The 2669-nt window shown below is 36.1% G+C and carries 2 protein-coding genes; both read left to right on the top strand.

Going from position 1 to position 2669, the window contains the following annotated elements; all coding sequences use genetic code 11:
• The first annotated feature begins 375 nt into the window (after window positions 1-375).
• Window positions 376-723, top strand: coding sequence for a HEAT repeat domain-containing protein (locus HPY74_20680; GenBank protein NSW93023.1), 348 nt, complete (start codon window positions 376-378; stop codon window positions 721-723).
• A gap of 214 nt (window positions 724-937) precedes the next feature.
• On the top strand, window positions 938-2473 hold the full coding sequence (locus HPY74_20675; protein NSW93022.1) for a YifB family Mg chelatase-like AAA ATPase: 1536 nt from the start codon (window positions 938-940) through the stop codon (window positions 2471-2473).
• Window positions 2474-2669: the final 196 nt, after the last annotated feature.

The raw sequence follows: 2669 nt of genomic DNA, 5'->3' as shown, positions 1-2669 counted from the left end.
TTTTTTAGAAAATATGCCATATAATCCCCTCCTTATTTATCACCACTATCACCATTAATTATAGCACATAAAAAGTAATTTTGCAAGTGTTTTTAGCAATAAAAAAAGCCTTATTTTAAGGCTGCTTTACGCTTTTAATATAAAATTTACTCCTAAAGATTTATGGTGCTAACTTCTAAAGACGGGACTGAGTTGAGAAAAATCCTTGACGAAAAGCGATAAAGGTAATAGAGTAAAATTAACAGTTTATTAACAAATTAATTTTTTTTTATGATATGATTATAATTAGGCTCTATAGAATTATTTGTAGAATGGGTGCTATATTGTCCCCTCCCATTTTTAAGACATAAAAAATATATAGGATGTGAGGCAGAAATGTTTGGTATTACAGTAGAAAAGATAGAAAAATGGAAAACAAAAAATAAGACTGACAAAATTGTTAAAGCAATGAACCATAAAGATAACTCTATACGTATTGCAGCAATAAAGGCTGCAGGCAGTATGAAGAATGAACAAATACTTAATACGCTAATAGTTTTCCTTAGAGATGACCCGAATCCTTCAATAAGAATGAACGCAGCTGAAGCATTAGGGAATATAGGAAATCCAAGAGCTCAAGACCATTTGGCATATGTTGGAGAAAATGACAGTGATGAAAAAGTAAGAGAAAAGGCACAAGAAGCAATGAAAGTAATAATTTCAAAAAAATTGAAATCAGAATAGTTTCTGTGCTTTATATACAAAGTATACCGTATGGGTTTTATTTTTTTGGGAGGGGACAATAATAATCCAATTAAGAAAATTTGCTGTCCTTAGTTTTTTTCCACCATCCGTCATTTAAATATATTGCATTATTTTGTATATTGTTGTATAATAATGTATAATATTACTAAATATAGCAAAATACGATAATAATGCAAAAGAAAGGATGTATTGAATGCTTTCCAAAGTAAAAAGCTGTGGCCTGCTGGGTATTGACGGCTATATTATTAACGTAGAAACCGATGTTAGTAACGGTATGCCGTCTTTTGATATAGTAGGGCTTGGAGATACTGCAGTAAAAGAAGCAAAAGAAAGAGTAAGAGCAGCTATAAAAAATTCGGGAGCAGAGTTTCCTATTAGAAAAATAACAGTAAATCTTGCTCCGGCTAATTTGAAAAAAGAGGGTTCTGCACTTGATCTTCCTATAGCTATAGGGATATTGTCGGCAGTGGGTAGTATTTTGGTTACTTCAACCAATGATTATATATTTGCAGGGGAGTTATCTTTAGACGGTGAAGTAAAACCGGTAAAGGGTGCCCTTTCAATGGCATTGTGTGCAGTTCAAGAGGGAATTAAGAACTTTATACTTCCGGAGGGCAATGGAGATGAGGCTGCAGTTGTGAAAGGATTAAATGTCCTGCCGGTAAAAAATATCCGTGATGTAATAGATTATTTAAACGGAGAAAAAAAGATCAAAAGTTATACTGTAGATATAGAAAAAATATTTAATAAGTACATGGATTATGAATTGGACTTTTGTGATGTAAAGGGACAGGAAAATGTTAAGAGGGCTCTTGAAATTGCTGCAGCCGGATCTCACAGCTGCCTTATGATTGGTCCTCCAGGTTCGGGAAAGACAATGCTTGCAAGAAGGCTACCCACCATACTTCCGCCGTTGACTTTCGAGGAGGCTTTAGAAGTGACAAAAATATACAGTATTGCAGGCATTCTTCCTCCAAAAACTCCTCTTATTACAACAAGACCTTTCCGCAGCCCTCATCACACTATATCAGCTGTAGGGCTTACAGGAGGAGGCAAATATCCTAAACCGGGGGAAATAAGCCTGGCTCACTATGGAGTACTTTTTCTTGATGAACTTCCTGAGTTTGACAGGCAGGCGTTGGAAGCAATGCGACAACCTCTGGAAGACGGAATGGTTACCATATCACGTCTTTATGGAAGTATTACATATCCTGCAAAAACTACTTTAGTTCTTGCAGGCAACCCTTGTCCATGCGGTAACGGGTCGGATCCGTCAAAAGTATGTACTTGTACTCCCGGACAGGTAAAGAACTATTTTGGGAAGTTAAGCGGTCCTTTGCTGGATAGGGTTGATATTTATATGGAGGTTTCACCTGTTAAGTATAAAGAATTGGAGTACCCGGAAAAAGGTGAAGAATCGGCGGTTATAAGAGAACGGGTTGTAAAGGCAAGAAAAATTCAACTTGAAAGATATAAGGGCCTTAGAATATATTCAAATTCACAGTTGCAGCCGGGTTTAATCAATAAGTTCTGCAGACTTAATAATGAATGTAAGGCGCTTATAAAAAATGCATTTGAAAAGCTAGGCTTAAGTGCCAGGGCTTATGGAAGGATATTGAAGGTATCAAGAACAATTGCTGACCTGGAAGGAAAGGAAGACATTGAATTAAATCACCTGGCGGAGGCCATACAATATAGAGTGAGGTACAGGAATTTAAATTTACCATAAACTATGTCAATATTTTTTGAAAATGTCACCTAAGAAAGCGAAAAATATAAGTTAATTATCGTGAGAAAATGTCACATTAATATAAAAATGAATAAGGTATGAAGAGAAAATAAAGGGGGCTTTGCCCCCTTAACCCCCATCCTCGCCGGAAGGCAGGAGGGCAGGTTATAAACCTGCCCTCAAAATGACAATAGGA

It is taken from the genome of Bacillota bacterium, assembly GCA_013314855.1.
Lineage (GTDB): Bacteria > Bacillota > Clostridia > Acetivibrionales > DUMC01 > Ch48.
This window is presented reverse-complemented; position numbering and strand designations above follow the sequence as displayed.

Bases quoted from the DNA above. Each gene is read 5' to 3' on its own strand.
- HPY74_20680 (NSW93023.1), top strand. From the start codon at position 376: ATGTTTGGTATTACAGTAGAAAAGATAGAAAAATGGAAAACAAAAAAT.
- HPY74_20675 (NSW93022.1), top strand. From the start codon at position 938: ATGCTTTCCAAAGTAAAAAGCTGTGGCCTGCTGGGTATTGACGGCTAT.